This window comes from Streptomyces sp. NBC_01283 (genome assembly GCF_041435335.1).
GTDB lineage: Bacteria > Actinomycetota > Actinomycetes > Streptomycetales > Streptomycetaceae > Streptomyces.
This window is the reverse complement of the sequence record NZ_CP108430.1, coordinates 1,504,544-1,522,865: the sequence shown is the minus strand read 5'-3', so window position 1 is coordinate 1,522,865 and position 18,322 is coordinate 1,504,544. Positions and strand designations below refer to the sequence as shown.

The 18,322-nt window shown below is 72.1% G+C and carries 4 protein-coding genes; all 4 read left to right on the top strand.

Annotation, left to right across the window (positions count from 1 at the left end):
- The first annotated feature begins 25 nt into the window (after window positions 1-25).
- The gene (locus OG302_RS07100; protein WP_371525954.1) at window positions 26-3,721 is read left to right on the top strand and encodes an AAWKG family protein; all 3,696 of its coding nucleotides are present in this window, start codon (window positions 26-28) and stop codon (window positions 3,719-3,721) included.
- A 187-nt stretch (window positions 3,722-3,908) separates the two neighbouring features.
- The gene (locus tag OG302_RS07095; RefSeq protein WP_371750042.1) at window positions 3,909-4,364 is read left to right on the top strand and encodes a YbaB/EbfC family nucleoid-associated protein; all 456 of its coding nucleotides are present in this window, start codon (window positions 3,909-3,911) and stop codon (window positions 4,362-4,364) included.
- A 2-nt stretch (window positions 4,365-4,366) separates the two neighbouring features.
- On the top strand, window positions 4,367-4,744 hold the full coding sequence (locus OG302_RS07090; RefSeq protein ID WP_371525953.1) for a hypothetical protein: 378 nt from the start codon (window positions 4,367-4,369) through the stop codon (window positions 4,742-4,744).
- 141 nt (window positions 4,745-4,885) lie between these two features.
- Entirely contained in the window at window positions 4,886-18,280 is a 13,395-nt protein-coding gene (locus OG302_RS07085) for a hypothetical protein (RefSeq protein WP_371525952.1), read from the top strand.
- Window positions 18,281-18,322 lie beyond the last annotated feature (42 nt).

Genomic DNA, 18,322 nt, shown 5'->3' with positions numbered 1-18,322 from the left:
GACAACCGACCAGAAAGGGCGCCCGGTGGCCGATCGCTACGATCCCAAGTCCGGTGAGAACCTCGACAAGTTCGATGACGCCAAAGACCCGTCGAGCGACACCTGGGCCACCCTGGTCGCGCACATCACCGGCTATCCGGTGCCGGACCGCAACACCGTCTTCGACACGCTCCGTTCCGACCACGGCGGCAAGCTCTTCCGGATGGACATCAAGGAGCGCAGCCTCAGCATGGTCGTCAAGGACTCCGGGTTCCTGACGAACAAGGGCGAGGACTACGACGTCTACTTCTTCGACAGCGGCAAGAAGCGGTCGATCATGCAGGCCCGGATCGTCTTCGAGGGCCGCGTGAAGGCCGGCGAGGAGATCGTCTTCGACGGCCCCGGGTCCGACAACGTCCATGACGCCCAGGTCCGTGAGGGCAACGAGTTCACGGACTACAACAAGGACAAGATGAGCACGATCCCGCTCGCCCGGTACATGAACGGGCCGCGGGCGGCGCTCATCGCCCTGCTGGGCGGTGGCACGCAGGACGCACGGTTCAGCAACCTCAGCGTGGGCGGGGACCGCGCGGTCGACCTGAACTCCTTCAACACCACCGGCGACTCCTTCGACTTCGCCGCCAAGTTCTTCAGGGACCACGCGACGGTCCTCAAGGACTGGGAGGAGCGGTTCGGCCGGGACGACGCGAGCTGGAAGGGCGAGGCCGCGGAGGTCTTCCGCGGTCTGCTGAAGAAGATCCGCGAGAACTACGACAGCTACGTAGAGACCTTCGACTCCTCGGCCGGTACCGGCGACGAGACGGGCACCGGCAACACGGTGTACTCGCGCGCCCTCTCGCTGGGCCGCACGTACCTGGAGAACTCCGCCACGAAGCTGCTAGACGCGTGGCTGGCCTGGGCCAAGTCCCCGTACTACGACCCGCATCAGGTGCTGCGCTACGTCCTGGACGAACTCGCCCAGTGGGTGGACACGCACAACGTCGCCCAGACGGAGATCACGTCGACCACCACCCGCTACACCACGACCGTTCGCCACAACCCGAAGGGCGACTTCACGCAGGTGCATCCGGAGTACGGCGACCTCACCGACATCGCCAACTGGGCGAAGGTCGGCGACAAGGCCGTAAAGATCTGGAGCCAGGGTGTCGACGAGTACCTGGGCAAGCCCGCCGCCCAGGTGCAGTCCGACCTGAACAACCACTTCATCGACCTCGGCAAGGACTTCTCGGAGAACGTGCCCAAGCCCAAGTCGACGGACACGGCCGCGGACGAGTACAAGGAGAAGAAGCTCAAGGAGGACCAGGACGAGGCCAACCGGCAGAACGAGGAGAACAAGAAGTACCAGGACGAGCTGCGTGAGGAGCAGAACCGGCAGCGGGAGGAGGACAAAAAGTACCAGGAGGAGCTGCGCGAGGAGCAGAACCGGCAGCGGGAAGAGGACAAGAAGTACCAGGACGAGCTCCGCGAGGAGCAGCGCAAGGAGCAGGAGGAGGCCAAGCGCCTCCAGGAAGACCTGCGCAACGAGCAGAACCAGCAGCGTGACGAGGACAAGAAGTACCAGGACGAGCTGCGTGAGGAGCAGCGCAAGGAACAGGACGAGGCCAAACGCGAGGCCGATGAGCAGGCCAAGTCCATGAAGGAGAGCCTCGGCGGCCTCAACGATCCGAACGCGGTCAACGAGCAGAACCTCGACGGCCTCGACGAGCTCCTGAACCAGAACAAGCCGGTCACCGAAAGCCTGGGTGATCTGGGCGGTCCGAACGGCGAAGGCCCGGGGACCGGAGGGACATCGGACGTTCCGCCGTCCGTCAGCGAGAGCCTCGGCAACCTCGGCGACAGCCTGAACGGCCAGGGCGGTGACGGCACATCGGACTCCACGAACGTCCCGCCGCCCGTCAGCCAGAACCTGGGCAGCCTCGGCGGTCTCAACAACGGTCTCGGCGGCTCCCTCAGGACCCCGACCGGCGGTAGCACCCAACTCGGCGGCGGCAAGCTCAAGACCGACTTCCCGGACGGCAGCAGCACCGCGTTCGACCCCGACAGCGGGACGCTTACCACCACGACCCCGGACGGCTCGACCACCACGCAGCACCTGGGCGACGGCACCAAGGTGACGAACCCGGACGGTTCGGTGACCTCGCTCGGTGACGACGGCAAGCTGACCACCACCTTCCCCGACGGAACGGTCCAGAGCGTCGACCCCTCGACCGGCCAGAGCACCACCACCAACCCCGACGGCTCCACCACCACGACCGATCTGGGCAGCCTCGACGGTCTGAACAACGACCTCAACAACGCTCTCGGCGGCGGGGACGGCGTGCTCGACTCGCCGACCGGCGCCGACACGCGGCTGACCGCCGGGGGTGACGTGTCCACCGACTTCCCGGACGGCAGCAGCACCGCGTTCGACCCCGACAGCGGAACGCTCACCACCACCGCTCCGGACGGCTCGACCACCACCGCGGACCTCGGCACCGGCGCCGATGTCACCAACCCCGACGGTTCCGTGACCTCGCTCGACGACGGCAAGCTGACCACCACCTTCCCCGACGGCACCGTCCAGAGCGTGGACCCCTCGACGGGCCAGGCGGTCACCACCGACCCGAACGGCAACACCACCACCCAGAACCTCGGCGACCTGGGCAACCTCAACGGCGGCAACGGCGCGGGGAACCTGGGTGACCTCGGTGACATCAACTCCCGCCTGGACACCGAGTCGATCGGCGACCTGGGCGATCTCGGGAACCTCAACGGCGACCAGGCCGGGCTCCAGACCCCGACCGGCGGCCACACCGCGCTCGACGACGGTGACTTCACCACCACGTTCGCCGACGGCAGCAAGGCCACCTTCGACCCCGACAACGGGATGCTCACCACCACGAACCCGGACGGCACCAGCACGGTGACCGACCTCACCCACGGGGCGCAGGTGACCAACCCGGACGGCTCCGTCACCAAGCTCGACAACGGCATGCCGACCACCACCTTCCCGGACGGCAGCAAGCAGGTCATCGACCCGGACACCGGCATCGCCACGATCACCGACCCGCAGGGCAACACCAGGACGGTCGACCTGCACGATCTCAACTCCCCGGGGGACGTGGGGGACTCGGGGAACGCAAAGAACAAGGACCGCCTCGACCTGCCCGACGGCCGGAGCGGACCCGGCGGCGACGGCATCACCACGCGGAACGTCTCGCTCCCCGATCTCGGCGGCGGCAGCGGGGGCAGCGGGGGCTCCGCAGGCGGCGGCGGTCTCCCCGGGGAAGGCATCTCCTCGCCGGACGGCCTCGGAGGGAACGGCGTCGCCCCACTCTCCGACTCCACCACCACGGGCAGCCCGCTCGGTTCCGCCGCCGGGCCCGGCACGCCGGGCGCCCCCGGCACACCCGGCTCGCCCGGCATGCCGATGGGCGGCGGCATGGGCGGCATGGGCGCGGGCGGCGACAAGGGCAACGGCGAGCGGGTACGCGCCGTGCTGGTCGACGCGGCGGAGGAGAGCGAGCGGCGCAACCGCCGCCGGCGCAGCCCGTGGAACCGCCAGGAGGACAGCGACACGTTCCTGGCACCGTCCTCCCGGGTGGCGACCACCGGCGGCGACAGCTCCGAGGAGGAGGCACAGCCGGGCCGCGGTGCCACCACCTCCGCCGACTATCTGGAGGAGGACGCCGATGTGTGGGGGACCGAGGAGGGCGGCACCCCGGCCGTCATCGGCCGGTGACCGCAGCGCGCATCAGGCGCGGCCACGGCCCGCCGAGAGGTCAGTCCCATGGGCCCCGCTTTCCCCGCGGGCTCTCACCGGGCAAGATCAGCAACGCAGTTGACGTGACGGGGCCGGGGCAGCCGGACGGACACCCGGACCCCGGGTCCGGGAGTTCGGGACGATCGAGGTGAAGGGAGGCGCGGGTCTGATGGAACCGTTGGAGAAGCGTCTGGAAAAGGCGATGGCCGAACTCCGGACGGCCCAGGAATCGGTCGCGCGCACCGAGCGGGAACTGCGGGAGGCGTCCTTCGCCGTGCTCTCGTCCGACCGCGCCGTACGCGCCACCGTGGGCCCGCAGGGCGAGCTGAGCGGGATCGAGTTCCTGGAGAACAAGTACCGCGACATGTCCCCCCAGGAGCTGGCGGCCAGCGTCCTTGAGGCCACGAGCGCCGCGCGCCTGAAGATGAACCGCCATGTGATGAAGGCGATGGCGCCCTTCACCGAGCCCAGCAGCGACGTGCCGGAGCTGAAGGGCTTCGAACTGGACTGGGAGCGGATCTTCGGCCCTGAAGTGCTCCTCGACGACGGTGAGGAAGCGGGACGCGGCGCCCAGCCCGCTCCTGCCTGGCGGGACGCGCTCGGTGAGGACGGGGAGAGCTGACCATGGGGGAGCGGTACTACGTCGACCCGCAGCGCATCGAGGCCCTCGCGGGGCAGCTGGAGGAGATCGGCTCCCTGGCCAGGAGCATGACCGAGGAGTTCCTCGACGAGCTGGCCCCCACGGTCGGCTGGCCCGGCACGAGCGGTGAGTTCGCCGAGAAGGCCAAGCCGCAGGAGCAGAAGGAACGGCAGACCACCAAGGACACCATGATGTCCATCCGCGACGCGCTGACGGGCATCACCGATGCCACGCTCAGCCAGGTCCGCATGATGAAGGACACCCGCGACGGCAACATCGAGAACATCGAGCAGAGCAAGAACCGCCTCGACGCCTACGGGCTGGACGGCGACGGCGGCCCGGGCGGGCATGGGCGCCGCTGACCACCGCGCCGCGGACCGCTCCCGCACCACATGGGGAGCGGTCTCTCCGTCGTGCCCGCGAGGCACCGTGGCCGGTTCGCCGTGCTCGCGGGTCCTCCTGGGCGGCCCGTCGTGCCCGCGAGACCTCTTGGGCGGTCCGCGATGAGCATCCAGGTCTCGCCCGAGGTCAACGCGATGATCTTCATCCTCACCGGGGAGAAGCTCATCGACGCCGACGAGGACCTCGCCTATGAGAGCCGGAGGCCGTACTCCGGCCTGGGCCGGAAGCTCGACCGGGTCTCCTCGCTGATCGAGAAGTCGGTCCACGACATCGCCGAGTCCATGCCGGACGACCTCTCCAAGTCGTACGCCAAGGCGATGGGCACGCTCACCGACGACGGCGGCAAGAATTACCTGCGCGAATTCGCCGAGCAGTTGGACAAGATCGCCGAAGGTCGGCGCAAGACCTCCATGGACATCATGGAGTCCAAGTGGCAGGTCATCGCCGAGGTCATCCGGCTGCTCATCGAGATCGCCATCTATCTGGCGATGTCCTTCTTCACCGGTGGCGCGTCGGCCAGCCAGATCATGATGGCCAAGCTGCGCAGCCGGTTCATGATCCTCACCACGCTCAGCCACCTGCTCCAGCGTCTGCACATCGCGCCCTCGCTGACCGAGGCGTTCGCCGAGGCGTTCACCACCTTCGCGGTGCGCCTCGCGATGATGAACTTCGCCCCGGACGGCCGCCGCCCCGACGGCTTCGACTGGAACGACATCCTCAAGTCGGCGGCGTTCGGCGCCGCCGCCGGTGCCTTCACCAGCATCTTCAACGACTTCGCGAAGAACATCGTCAAGAGCTACGACAACAACTTCCTCAAGAACGGCCCGGACCGCGACTTCAAGTCCAACCCGGGCGGTCCGAACACCCCGAACCTCGACCTCAAGAACAACGGCCCGAACCCGAAGCCGAACCCCAACCCGAACCCCAAGCCGAGTCCCGACCCCACCCCTGGCCCCACGCCAGGACCCCACCGCGACAACCCCCCGCACGACCCGTTCTCCTTCCGCAACAACCCCAACCTGTGGCGGAACAACCAGCTGCTCCGCAACAACGCCGACCGGCCGGGCGCGCTGGCCGGGCACTACGGGATCAAGGGGACGGCCGACTTCATCGCCGCGGGATCCGGCGAGGCGCTGGCGGAAATCCTGATCAAGGGAGCCTTCGACGGCGACTGGTCCACCAGCTGGTCCACCTTCGTCGGCGCGGGCATCAGCAGCCAGGTCGAGTCCACGCTCACCGGTGGCGCGCTGAACAGCGGCGCCGAACTGCGCAACGCCATCGACAAGTTGCGCCATCAGCCGCCCACCGTCTCGGGCGGCGACACCGGATCGGGCCGCGACACCGGCTCGGGCTCGCGCGAATCCGACGGTTCCACGCGCTCGCGTGACGGTGACAGTTCCGACCGGGGCGAGGGGCCGCCACGTACGGACTCCTCGGGCGACGGCAGCGGATCGGCGCGCAACTCCCCGCCACCGTCCACGCAACAGGGCGCCGGTCTCGGCGGCTACACGGGCAGTCAGTCGCCCCCGCCGTACTCCGCCCTGAACCCGCCGCCCTACAGCACCCTGGATCCGCCGCCCTACTCGGCGGGCCCGTCGCCCGTGACCGCCGCGGAGAACGAGCTGTGGCAGCAGGTCCACCAGGGCCCCGCCGAGGTCCGCGAGGACGCCCTGCGCGAGCTCGCCGCCCTGCGTGGCTCCCAGCCGCCCGGCAGCACCGAGATCGGCATACGCGACAGTGTGCACGGCAATCTCTCGCAGCTGCCCGAGGTCCGGGTGCTGCCCGCGGGGAACACCGTCGGTGCCCAGATCGAAGCCGACCAGGTCCGCCGTGCCCTCGACGGCTTCGGCACCCCGGTCACGGTGGACCCGCCGCTCGGCACTGCGGCGGATGCGACCGGTACGGACACCACTGCCACGGGACCCGCCGCTACGGGTACGGGTACGGGTACGGGTACGCGGCCGAGTGGCATGTCCACCGGCGGAAACACAAACACCCAGACTCCCTCGTCCGCACAGCCCATGGGCGCCCAGGAGCCCGATGGCTCGGCCTCGCTGGACGGCTCGCAGACCACGACTGACGGGGCCCCACAGGCCTCTCCGTCACCGGAGACCGGCACTGCTCCGGAGACCGGCATCTCTCCGGAAGCCGCCGGCTCTCCGGACGACACGTCCGCTCCTGAGCCGGGCAACTCGGCCGAGGCCGAGGGCACTTGGGGGTCCCCCGACAGCACCCCCACCCCGGCCGAAGACCTCAGCGCCGCCTCGCCGAAGGTGAACACCACCGGTTCTTACGCCGATACCGGCGATGTACGCCAGACCGGCGACGTACGCGACACCGGCGACGTACGCGAAACCGGCGGGCCGGGCGACGTGAAGACCGCCCCTGCTCCTGCCGCCGGGAGTCAGTCGCCCACGCGGTCACCGGCGTTGACGATCGTGGTCTCGCAGCTGCCGCCACCGGGGGAGGGGGCGCCGGAGGCGGCGGAGCTGCTGGACGGGGCCGGGGTCGACCGGGCCGTTGTCCTTGGGCCCGCGGTCGCCCAGGACGGGTCCGGGCGCCCGGTGCGCGCCGCCGTCGAGCTGACCCGCGAGGGGCCGGGGGCTCCGGTCCACTCCCGCCCGCTCACCGGTCCGCCGACCATGGTGACGCGGGACGGCGATCCCGGAGCCGCGGACACCGGCACCGCGTTCCCCGGCGCGGACGTGCTGCTGCCGCTCGCCGACGCCCTCGGCCCGGCCCCCGTCACGGCAACCGGACCCACCACGCCGAGCACCGGCACGACCGACGGCGACGAAACCGTCACTGACCCGCCCGCACGCCCCAAGACGGTCTCGGACACGGTGTTGGAGACCCCAACAACGCTGGACAGCAACAGAGGTGTGTCTGAAACCGTTGGCTCAAACGACTCAAACGACTCAAACGACTCAACCACCTCCGCCGTACCTGCCGCCGCCAAGCTCGCCACCCTGTCCCGCCCCTGGAGCGAGGCGGCCACTGATCTGCACCTGGAGTCGGGGCAGAGGCAGAGCAACGGCGCCGCGACCACCACGCTGGACGACGCCCCGGCCACACCTCCCGCAGGGCTCGCGCCCAAGGGGCGGATCGTCGTGCGGCCCACGGTCGGCGGCGACACCTCCGTCGGCGGAAACGGCCCTGTGCGGCTGAAGGTTGAGCCGGTGGTCACCACTCTGGACGGCCACACCGTGCCCGTCGCGCAGCTGCGGCGCTGGGCGCCGGATGCGAATGCCGCGCCCCAACCAGGGCGTGCCGTACAGACGTTGACCATCTCGCAGAGCGTGACCGAGGACGGTACGGCGCACGGTGAGGGGCGTCGTGCCCTGCTGGGGCAGGACACCTTCCGCGGCGTGCGCACCACGTCCGCCGACCCGATCCCCGCCCCGGGGACGGAGCCGGGCCCGCCCGTCCGCCGTACCGTGTTCACCGGCCCGCCGGCCGCGCTCCCCGGCTCGGGCACCGAGCGGGGCGCCGACTACTTCGCGGGGCACGGCACCCCCCGTACCGTCACGCTCGGCACCGAGGACGCGCGGCGGCCGACCGTGAAGGTCAGTGGTGTTCAGCTCGGCGAGGTGCTCAAGTCCTGGGCGGGGGACGGCGATCAGGACCGGCCGCTGGTGCTGTTCTCCTGCGAGACCGGCAAGCAGCCCGAGGTCGCCGGTCTGCCGGTGGCCCAGCACGTGGCGAACCGCACCGGGCGGCCGGTGTACGCCCCCACCACCGAGGTGGGCACGGCCCGGGACGGTGACGGTGACGTCCGCGCGGTCCTCACCGAGGGGCCGGACGGGCCGGGGCGCTGGCGGCTCTTCACGCCGGAACCCGCCGGTGACGACCTGGACGGGCTGGCGCGCGACGCCGGCCTGCACGCGGGCCCGGAACCGGCCGACGCCTACACCCGGGCCCGTACCCTCCAGCAGATCCGCACCTTGCGTGACGCACTCGGCCCATCGGCCGAACAGCAGCCGGAAAAGCGGGAGTTGCTCGCGGGCCTTGCCTTCGTGGACGGTCTGCGCTGGCTCAGCCCGGACACCGCCGCCCGCTACGGCGACGGCCGGATGACCCCGGACCTGCTGCGCCGGATGGTCGTCGACCGGGCCGGCGCGAACGGCGGCGCGAGCATCGACATGGCCGCCGGTCCCACTGCCGAGCAGTACACCGAATTCCTGCGCGCCGCGGTCGCACTGCGTTTCGCCGCCGGCCCCCACACCACGCTCGACGCCCTGGTGCCACCGCCACCGCCCGCACTCCCGCCGGCCACCCCGGTCTCGCCGGAAGACGTGCGCGGACTGACCTACGCGCCCTCCGCGCAGGTCACCTGGTCGCTCTCGGACACCCCGCTGCCGCTGTCGGAGCTCGGCCTGAGCGCCGAGGACACCGCCGAACTCGCCCGCCGCAGAACCGATCTGGCCCCCGCGCCGAGCCGGCCCGAGAGCCTCGCCCAGGACCTGACCCTGCTCAGCAAGGCCACGCCCGGCACCGCGGACACCGTGCGCGCGGACGGCCTTGCCTTCCGGCGGCTCGACACCCCGGGCGGCGGGAACTGCCTGTTCCGGTCGCTGCTCGACAGCGCGCGCAGCCAGGACCTACCGCCCGCGTGGGCCGCGCGGAACGTCGCCGGTCTCCGTCGGCTCCTGAGCGACCGGATCGCCGGGTCCGAACTGGGCGACGCCGTGGCCGTGGCGATACCGGACCCGGTGCTGGCCGTCGTGGACGACCTGCGGATGCGTGCCATCGCCGGAGTGCGGGACCCGGCCGAGCAGAGGCGGATCACCGGGGAATGGAACCGCGTCGCGCAGGCTGTCGTAGCCGACGGCGACGCCGGTCAGTGGCAGCGGATCCTGCGCGAGAGCGACTACCCGCACCTCGCCGACGTGGTGCCCACTCCCGACGACGCGTGGCGGCTCGGGGCCAAGGGGCTCGTCGCCTCGGCGGCGGAGCTCTCCGCGCTGTGGGCCTCTCCCTTCGCCGACCTGCTTCCGGAGGCGCTCGCACACACCCTCGACCTCGACCTGCGGCTCGTCCAGCCCGACGGGCTGTCACCGGGCGGCACCTTCGTCAACACGCTCAACCCGGGCGGCCATGGTGGCACCCTGCACCTGGCGTACAACGGCTCCGACCATTTCGACGCGCTGGTCCCGGCATCGGCCCCGCTCACGCCCGTACCGGACCCGGCAACCACCACGGATCCGGCCACCACCCCGGACCCGGCCACCACGCAGGACCCGTCCGCCCCGCCGCCGGACCCGGACGGCTCCGACCCCTTCGGGGAGTGGCTGCGCGGCATGGGCGGGATCACCGATCTCGACACCCCCGACGCCGACAGCCCCGACCGGGGCGATCCGGTACCCCTGGAGACCCAGCTCGAACGGCACCGCCCGGCCCGGCTCCTCACCGGCCAGGACGCCCCGCCGCCGCCGGGCCCGGCGCCGGAGACCGTCACCTTCGAGGACGGCAGCCGACTGCCCGCGATCCTGCTGAGCCCGGACGCCGACCCGGGCGACGGCACACCAGTCACGGGCGCACCTGCGGCAGGGGCCGCGCGGAGTCGTCCGGCCGGTCTCTTCACCGGTCCTGGCAAGGTCACTCTGCGGTCGCCCGAGCAGGTGGCCGAGGAGATCCTCGGAAAGCTGCCGGCGAAGCTGCGCGCCCAGTTCGACGAGGCGGAGCTGCTGCGCCTGCTGACCGAGCAGCCCGCCGCCTTCACCGCACCGCGCGGCGCGCGCTTCGTGGGCCGGGAGAAGTCCGGCGTCGGCCACGAGATGACGGTCGAGGCCATCCCGTACCACCGCTGGGAACGCTTCTCCAACGTGGGCGGCGCCACCGTCCGGCTGGACACCATGCGGCGCGGGCAGGCGGGCACGGGCGGCGGGCGAAGCGTCGGTTTCGGGCGGCGGATCGCCGGCGGTCTCAGCATGGGGCCGCCGCTCAACTGGCTGCTGAAGATCGGCGTTTCGCTCGGCTGGACCCGGCGGACCGATTACGCGCAGGGCACCCAGGCGTACAACCAGTCCGAGTGGCGCAACTGGGAGGGCTCGCACCTGCACCTGGACGACGTCCACTACCGGGTGCGGGTGGACCGCGTCACCGAGACGCCACCGGCGACCACCGGACAGGACAGCCGCACCACCACCCCGTCCCGCCCGAACCCGGCTCAGCAGAAGCCCAGTTGGCAGCGCACCTCCGTGCACACCGCGCAGTTCGCGATGCGCGACGGCCTGAGCTGGCGGTTGCCGGACGACCTCACCCTGCCCTACACGGGCCCCAGGAGGGCGCCGAAGACGCTCACCTTCCCCGACGGGGTCGAACCGCGCATCACCGACACCACCGGGCTGCACCTGACCGACCCGCCGGAGGACGTGGCGCTCGCCATGTTCGGTGCGAGGCCCGGGAGTTCGGCGCACCGCACCCTGGTCGCGTACGTCCGGCCGGGGCGGCTGCTCGCCCTGTTCGGCAGGTTCGCCGGGCCGGTGACGGGGCCCGAGCTGACCCGGGGGAGCGGACAGCACCCGCTGGGGCATCTGATCGTGGAGCGTTCGGTGCCGCACCGGGCGACCCTGGTCACCGAGTCGGTCAAGGCCGAGCTGCGCGACCTCACGCAGACCACCTATCAGAACGAGCGCGGCCACGTCCGCGACACCCGCCTGGGCGTCCAGGTCACCTCCGGGCCGAACTACACCCTTGCCGGACCCGACACCGACGTACGCCTCCAGGGCGGCCCGCTGGCCCGTGCGGACGTCGCCACCGGGCGCGGCCACTACCTCGGCACCGACGCGGCGCGGAAGACCACCGGCCGCGTCCGCAACCACCCGGTGGCGCTCTACCGGGTGGAGCGCACCCTCATGGTGCGCAAGCCCGGCGAGCTGCCGTCGGCGGCCCGTCCGGTCCGGGTGGTCAGCCTGGACTGGATCTCCACCCAGGACGCGCGCCGCCTCGCGGGCTGGGACAGCCGTACGCCCGGCCAGGCGGGGCCCAACCCGGACGCCCGGCCGCCGGTTCCGTGGTACCTCTCCCGAGAGGACCCAGTTCACCTGAACGGCCAGGTCCGCGCCGAGGGCTTCCGCCCCATCCGCCCGCAGACCCAGATACAGGATCAGACCCAGTCGCAGCCCCAGACTCAGCCCCCGCAGCCGCAGTCCGGGCAGCCCGCCGTACCCCAAGACCCCATGCGGACCTTCGCGGACACCGTCCTCGACACCCTGCACCGCTCCCATCCGACGCTGTTCGTCCCGCCGCTGATGCTGCGGCACCCGCGGCTCGCCAAGGTCTGGTACGGGGACGGGCGGATGCGGACCGCGCTGCACAACGACCGCCAGGTGCGCGAGGCGCTGAACCGGCCGAGCCTGGCGCAGAGCCTGGACGACCTGACCACCACCGGAGTGCCCGTCACCCTCACCGAGGACGGCAAGGTCCGCCGCGGCCACCACACGCTCATCCTGCGAGCGCGCCTCACCGATCGGCAGTTCGAGGCCACGATGAGTGAACGCTCGCTGCGCAACGGCGTGATCGGCACCGAGGTCTCGGGCCAGGGGGAGCAGGCGTCCACCACGCTCTCCGGCGGTGTCGAGCTGGGCATCTCGCCGCGCGACCACGACAAGGTGGCCGACGTCGGGCTGCCGCGCCAGGCCGGCAGCGCCTCGGTCGGCGTCCGGCACGCCAGGACCGGCCAGAAGGCGACGAGGAACACCGTCGCGGTCACCCATGACCATCTGATGTTCCAGACCGGTGCCGACCTCTACAGCTACCAGGTGGAGCTGGGCGCCTCCTTCGAGGGCCACCGCCGTCCGCGCGGCTGGGCCCGGCTCGCCACGGTCGGGCTGCTCGGCGCGGGTGTCTTCGTCAGCAAGGTCGAGGAGCGGCCCCTGTTCAGCCGGGGCAACGAGACCATCGGCCGGGTGGAGCTCGCCGTGCCGGTCGCGCACGGCTCCGACCGGCACGCCCCCGTCGATCCGTCGCCCGCCGGTACGGCACCGGCGACCGCGGCGGTTCCGCCGCAGCAGCTCTCCTCCGTCGAGGCGGACCAACTCCTCGACGGCAGCCGCCCGCTGACAAGGACCGACCAGGCCGACCGGGACCTCACCGGGAAGCTGCTGAGCGTCCCGCACGTGGTGCTCAGCACCGAGGGCGGCCCGCGGCGCCAACAGCTCATGCAGGACACCGCCGACCGCGCCACGGGCACCTCCTGGCACGTCAGCGCGCCCGGCGCCCCGGTGCGCACCACGCTGCGCCGGGCGATGGCGAACCTCAGCGTGGCCGGTCAACTCGGCCAGTACCTGGGCCCGTTCGGCTCCCGCATCTCCGGACTCAACGGCGCAGGTCCCTTCCGGACCCACTACCTCAAGGCCGCCGTGCGCGGCGAGCTGCACAACTTCCGGGTCATGAGCGACCCGAAGCCCGCCAGCCTCGAAGCCACCATCGGCAACGAACACCGCGTCCTCGGCAGCGCGAGCACCGTCTCGCACACCACCCTCGGCCTCCAGGGCACCGAGATGCCGCTGCAGCAGGCCCCCGGCCAACAGGCCGTGGTCGGCACCTACTCGACCGCCCTGCAGTACGCCTGGGGCAAGGGCCGCGGCGCCTCGCAGACCCTCACCCGTGGCCGCAACACCACCCTCTCCTTCGCCGGACGGATGTATCTGGTGGTCGCCGACGCCGCCGAGACCGTCGCGGTGCGCGACCGCTGGACGGCCGCGATGGGCACGATGGGCACCCGTGCCGGCACGCGGATCAGCTCCGCGGCCGGGCGCCTCTCCGAACGCCTCGGCGACAGTCTCGCCCCGCGCCGGGCCGCCGCCGCGCTCCAGCGCATCCGCGACGCGGTGATGTTCCACCTGCCGATGCAGGACGTCATCGAGGCCGGGCTCGCCCCGGACGGCCTGGGCACCACCACGCCGCACAACCTCGGCGGCGGCTACCGCGTGCCCCCCTTCCTGCGCGGCCGCCGCTTCCCCACCCACCCCAGCGGTCAGCTCGACGCGGGCCGGGCGGCGCAGCGGCTCGTCGGACAGCTGGAGAGGATCGGGGTGCCCTCGCACGACCGGGAGCAGGTACTCCAGCGGCTCTCCCCGGACTTCCTCCGCGCCCACCTGCACGAGCTGACGACCGACGGGATGACCCTGCCGGTCCGCTACCGCTCCTGGTCACATCCGTTCCACCTGCCGGTCGGCGGCAGCCCCGGCCGGCTCCGGTTCCAGCTGACCCCGGTGACGACCACCGTGGACAGGCTGCGCACCGGTTTCGAGCTGGAGGACTATCGCACCACCGCCCGCGACGGCGCCGACGTCACTTCGCAGGACCGCGGCGCGGACGTGACGCTCAGCGGGGGTCAGCGCGCCGCGGACAGCGGCATCCTCGTCGCCAATCCGTCGCTCCAGGGCACCGCGGCCAAGCAGCGGTCGAGCTCCCGGACCCAGACCGCGGGCACCACCTCGATGCCGAACATCGCCACCACCCAGGCGCACGCCGAGATCGTCACCAGCTACACCCTGACCGTCACCATGACGGACGCGACCGGTGATCCGCTCGCCCCCGGCATCGACGCCACTCCCGTCGGCAGCCTCAACGAATTCCTTCCCGCGAGCCTGCTCACCCCGGAAGGCGACGGCGCCGACGGCGCCCTCACCGAGCAGGACGTCCCGGAGCCCGAGCGCGCGGTCCGGATACTGACCGCCGAGCAGGCCCGTCCGGAGGGCATCGCCACCTGGCGCACGTCCTCCACGCCCGGTACGTCCGCCACCCCTGGCACCTCCTCCACCCCCGGCACCTCCGCCATCACCGGCGCCGACTCCGACGTACTGCCCTTCGACGACGTGATCGGATCCGGCATCCTCGCCGTGGACATCCGCGGCGCCGCCAACGTGCAGGACGCCCTGACCCTCGCCACCGCCCGTGCCGACGGCCTGGGCGACGGCGACCTCGGCAAGCGGCACACGGGCAAGGTCCTCGACGGCCGCGTGCGCACCGCCCGCCTCACCCCGCTGACCGCCATCGGTACCGCCCCCGCCCAGGCCCAGCACGAGGCCACCACCCAAGTCGGCCTGACCGCAGGCTTCCGCGAGGCGCTCGGCGCGGACGGCGCTCCGCTGCCCGCCCAGTCCTCCACGCACCTCTTCGGCCAGTCCCACACCGCCGACTCCCGCCTCTACGCGAAGATGCACCGCGGCGGTGCGCGTCTCCTCGCCGTGGAGAACAAGCCGCGCATGGAGGCCATGCAACGGGCGAAGACCTCCGACGCGCTGGAGTCCGGCATCACCGACAACGTCGAGGGCGCCGTGGGAACCGCGCCGCTCGCGGGCACCAGCAACGCCGGTGTGACCAACCCGGGCGGCACCGTCCCGATCGGCGGCTCGAACGACGGCACCACGCACAAGGGCGCCGCGGACACCACCCTCGGCACCCACAACAAGGTCGTCACCGACCGCAGCATGCTCTTCGCGGTGCCGGTGAGCTGGCTGACGGTGGCCGAGGTGGACCACCGGGTCACCGACAGCCGCCCACTGCACGCGCTCGGCAAGGCCAGGCGCGGCCCGCGCGCCGCCGAGGCCGAGACCACGGCGCTGGTGTGGCTGCGCGAGGACATCGCCCGCGACCACGGTCTCCTGGACGACTCCACATTGACGGACGAGGTCCTCGCGGCGTGGGACGACCAGGCCAAGGCGGCGGGTGACCTCGCCGCGGCCGAGAAGAACTACTACGACGCCCGCGCGCGGGCCCGCGAGACGTGGCTCGACCTGAGCGCTCCGGAGCAGGCCGCACTCGGCGACGACAACTCAGGACCGCCGGCCGATCTGCCGCCGGACGTGCTCTGGTCCCCGGCCGTCGTCGCCTGGCAGGCCGCCCGCCAGGAGGTCCACCGCTGGGAACAGCACACCGACACCGCCGCCGTGGACCACCACCGGCTGCACCTCGCCGCCTCGCGCCTCACCGCCCACCACCAGGGTTCGGCCTCGGTCCCGGTGCCGGACCGGCCGCAGGAGTACGCCGAACCGGCCTGGCGCTCCGAGGCACCCGCCCCGTACACCGTCACCGAGGCCACCGACTCCGCCCCGCGCACCCTCACTTCGCCGGACGGCACCACGGTGCGCGAGGTGCACGACATGCCGCACGACGGAGCCTCGTTCTTCCACGCGCTGCTCGCCGCCGCCGGGACCACGGGACGTCTGGCGGAGCTGCTCGGCACCGACATCGCCGACCGGTTCGCGAACGCCCCCGACGACCCGGCGGTCACCGCGGAAGCCATCGGCGCCGCCCGCGACCGCCTCGCCTGGGCGCTGGGCGACGACGGCAACGACGACCTGCTCGACGCCCTCGCGCTGGATGCCGCGGACACCTTCACGCAAGACGAACTCGACACCGCGGGCGTGGAGTTCACCCCTGCCCAGCAGGCCGAGTTCGACGCCTTCGGGAGGCTCCCGCAGACCTTCTGGCCCACGCCCGCCCAGCGGGTCGCGCTTGCCGTCGCCGCCCTGTCCCGTCCCTTCGCGAGCGAGCCCACCGCGAGCGGCGGCCCCACCACGAGCGAGCCGGCGCGGAACGGCGCACCGGCTCAGGACGGCGAGCCCGACCCGCCCGAGCGGCGGGCGGGCGACCACGGCGGTGCCGACCTGCTGCCCGCCCTCGCCGCCCGCGTCCTGGGGACCCCGCTCACCGTGGTGACCGGCGAGGGCCGCGAGCAGCTCTTCCTGCCGCACGGCACCGATCCGGCCGCCGTCGATCCGGCCACCGCCCCGGCCCTCTTCGCCGCCGACGGCTTCTTCGCAGCCGCGCTCCCGCCCGGCAGCCCGCCGCCGACAGCCACCCCGCTTCCGGCTACCACCGCCGGATCCGGCACGCACACAGCGGCCTTGGGCACCGGCACCACGCCTCCCGCGCCGGAGGGGCAGCCCGCGAAGCCGCCCGCGCACCGCAGCCACGCCACGCCGCCCTGGATGCCGCCCGCCGACAGCGACGGCCCGCGCTACCGCCTCGGTCGCGACGGTGTCCTCACCGCACCCGACGGCGCCACCTACACCCAGGGCGCCCCCACAGGCCGGGGCAACGGCTTCTTCGGTGCGCTCTCCCTCGCCCTGCTCCAGGCCTCCGAGCGCCCCGGCGCCGACCGCCACGAGGCGGCACGGCTGCGGGGCCGTGCCGGGGCGCCGCCCGCCCAGCTGATGCGCCTCAACGGTCTCCCGGGCGACCCGGCGGAACGAGAGACGCTCTTCACGCCGCCGCCTCTGCCCCACCGTCCGGGCGTTCCCGCCCCGAGCCAGGACGCCCGCGACGGCCACCTGCGCCGCCATCTCGCCCAGGCGCCGTGGGGCCCGGAGGCGGACCGTGCGGTGGCGGAGTGGGCCGCCGCCGCGACCGGCACCACCGTCGTGCTGATCGAGGAGAACGGAACCGCCCACACCTACGCCGGCCCGTCCGGCGACAGCGGCCCGCACATCCGTCTCCGCCGCCGCGGCGGAGACTTCGTCCCCCTGACCCTCCACACCCCGGCACCCTCGCCAAAGACTCCCGCGCCAAAGACTCCCGCGCCGGAGGAGGAGGCGTACGAGCTGAGCACACTGTCAGGCAACGACACGGGCTCGGGCGCCCCCGTGCCACCGGAACCGCAGCCGGCGCCGGTGCCGACCATGGCCGAACCGGCCCTGCAGGCCTTCAAGTTGGGGAACTTCGAGTTCACCAACCTGAACCAGACGGAGGCGTACGTCGACAAGGCGATCCGGGTGGTCGAGCTGCTGGACGAGCACAGCACCATCAAGGAGTACATCGCGGGCCGTCCCGTGCGGGTGACCCTGCACGTGCGGACGACCGAGACACCGGCGGACGTGCGGGATCTGGGCGCCGATGGCGTACAGATCAATCTCGCCAGTTACTACTTCGAGAAGTACGACATCGGTTACCTGATGGGCATGCTCGCGCACGAGATCGGGCTGCACCCCCTGGCGTCGGCCAACGCGAAGATCCCCGAGGAGGAGGATCTGTACCGGGGGATGCCGCTGCTTGTGCCCGGCCTGGAGACGCTGAAGACGCCGCGTTTCATGAACACGGAGGGGGCGGGCCAGGAGGACCACATCATGGCGGCCTTCCCGCACACGATCCGGCACGGGATCTACCGTGACATCGTCCTGGAGATGGCCCAGGTGCTCGCGCACCGGGCGCGGGTGGGTGTGGCGGGCGCCAAGTCCCGGGACGCCACCGATCTGTTCGACACCTACCTCATGGACCTGGCCTCCATCGCGGTCACCAACGACCACCGGGCCAGAGCGATCACGGACCCCGGCTACACGGCCAGGGTCTACAACGCCTACAAGGCCCAGCTGGCCGAGCAGCTCGCCCCGGACAGCCCCGTCCGCGCCCTGCTGCCCGCCGACAAGGGACGGTTCGGTGTCCTGGGAGACTTCGCCGCTCTCGCCACCAGCGTCGGGACCAACAACCGAGGTGACAGCATCCAGCGCCCCCTCCCTCCGCAACGGACCGGCGGCAGCACCGGCTAGGCGCGCGAGACATTAGGCCACGGTATGCGCTGCGGCGCGTCG

Bases quoted from the DNA above. Each gene is read 5' to 3' on its own strand.
- OG302_RS07090 (WP_371525953.1), top strand. From the start codon at position 4,367: ATGGGGGAGCGGTACTACGTCGACCCGCAGCGCATCGAGGCCCTCGCG.
- OG302_RS07085 (WP_371525952.1), top strand. From the start codon at position 4,886: ATGAGCATCCAGGTCTCGCCCGAGGTCAACGCGATGATCTTCATCCTC.